Origin of the sequence: Azospirillum sp. B506 (genome assembly GCF_000333595.1) — a bacterium.
In the GTDB taxonomy this organism is placed as follows: Bacteria; Pseudomonadota; Alphaproteobacteria; order Azospirillales; family Azospirillaceae; genus Azospirillum.
Genome location: NZ_BADK01000982.1, coordinates 1 through 1,495, shown reverse-complemented (window position 1 = coordinate 1,495; position 1,495 = coordinate 1). Strand labels below are relative to the sequence as shown.

General features: G+C 65.1%; 1 protein-coding gene. It reads right to left on the bottom strand.

Annotated elements, in window-relative coordinates; translation table 11 throughout:
- Positions 1-2: 2 nt before the first annotated feature.
- Complete coding sequence (locus I71_RS30280) at positions 3-1,037, bottom strand: aldo/keto reductase (protein WP_042703126.1); 1,035 nt, start codon at positions 1,035-1,037, stop codon at positions 3-5.
- Between the last annotated feature and the right edge of the window lie 458 nt (positions 1,038-1,495).

Sequence of the window (1,495 nt, the reverse complement as noted above, 5' to 3'; positions counted from 1 at the left end):
GATCATGGTGCCGGACGCAAGGCGTCGCGCTGCTTCTGATCCACCAATGCATCGATGAACCAGTTCGGGTAGACCGCCGCCGGGGTGGTCATCCTGTCCAGCTCGGCTACCTCGGACTCCGAGAGCTTCACCTCCACCGCGCCCAGCGTGTCATCGAGCTGATGCGGCTTCGAGGCGCCGAGCAGCACGCTGGTCACCGGCGGCTTGGCCAGCAGCCAGGCGATGGCGAGCTGGGCGACGCTCGCCCCCTTGGCCAAGGCCATTTCCCTCATGTGCTCCACCAGCGTGAAACCCCTGTCCTTGTCGAAAGGCAGGATGTCGAAGCCGGAATAGCGATTGTCCGGATCGTTCAGGCTTTCGCGGGTGTATTTGCCGGTCAGGAATCCCGACGCCAGCGGGCTCCACACCGTAAGGCCCAGGCCATAGCGCGCCATCATCGGGATCACGTCGCGTTCGACGTCGCGGCCGAGCAGCGAATAATGCATCTGCCCGTGGGTGAAGGGCGTCAGCCGGTTGGCCCCCGCGAACTCCTGTGCCGCCGCGACCTTCCAGGCCGACCAGTTGGAAAAGCCCAGGTAACGCACCTTGCCGGCCCGCACCACGGCATCAAGCGCGGCCATGGTTTCCTCCAGCGGGGTGAAGGGATCCTCCTTGTGGACGATGTAGACGTCGATCCAGTCGGTGCCCAGCCGCTTCAGGCTCTGGTCGACCGACCAGAGGATATGGCGGCGGCCGAGGCCGGCCTGGACCAATCCCTCGCCAGTGCGAAAACCGACCTTGGTGGCGATCACCACGTCGTCGCGGCGGTGCTTGAGCACTTGCCCCAGCAGGCTCTCCGATTGGCCGCCCGCGTAGGCGTCCGCGGTGTCGAAGAAATTCACGCCGGCGTCCAATGCCCGTCCGACGAGCCGGTCGGCCAGTTCCGCGCCAACCTTGTAAAGGGATGCCATGTCCTGGTTGCCCTGGGTGAAGGTCATGGCCCCGAAGGCAAGGCGGGAGACGAGCAGGCCGGTGTTGCCGAGGGTGGCGTATTGCATGGGGGTCACTCCGTTTCCAGGGGATACGATAAGTGATGCGCCGTTTGATTGCCGTGCCGGGTCCGTCGACGATCCTCGGTTTTGCTGGATTGCCACCTGCTCCGATGGGACGTGCGGCCTGCGAGCATCGGATGATCTCACGGCCAGACGGCGCATTCCATGCGTCATTTGGCGCGGGCAAATCGCCGGTTTGTCCCGGTCCAACCGCCGTACGAGGCGGGCAAAAGGCAGGCGGCCCGCCCCCCGAGGGACGGGCCGTCTGTCAGAAGGGAAGGTGAGTGGCGGCTGACCGGATTATTCCAGTCCGGCCTTCTTGCGGACATCGTAGCTGCGGGTCTTGGCCCACTGCTCGACGAACTTGACCAGTTCGGCGTCGGGCGGGTCGGGAAGCACAACCTTCAGCTTCACATACTGGTCGCCCGGCTGCTTGGTGCCCTGGTTCATCCACGCCCTGCCGC

Excerpts from the sequence above, each read along its gene's own strand:
- I71_RS30280 (WP_042703126.1), bottom strand. The coding sequence starts at position 1,037 with ATGCAATACGCCACCCTCGGCAACACCGGCCTGCTCGTCTCCCGCCTT.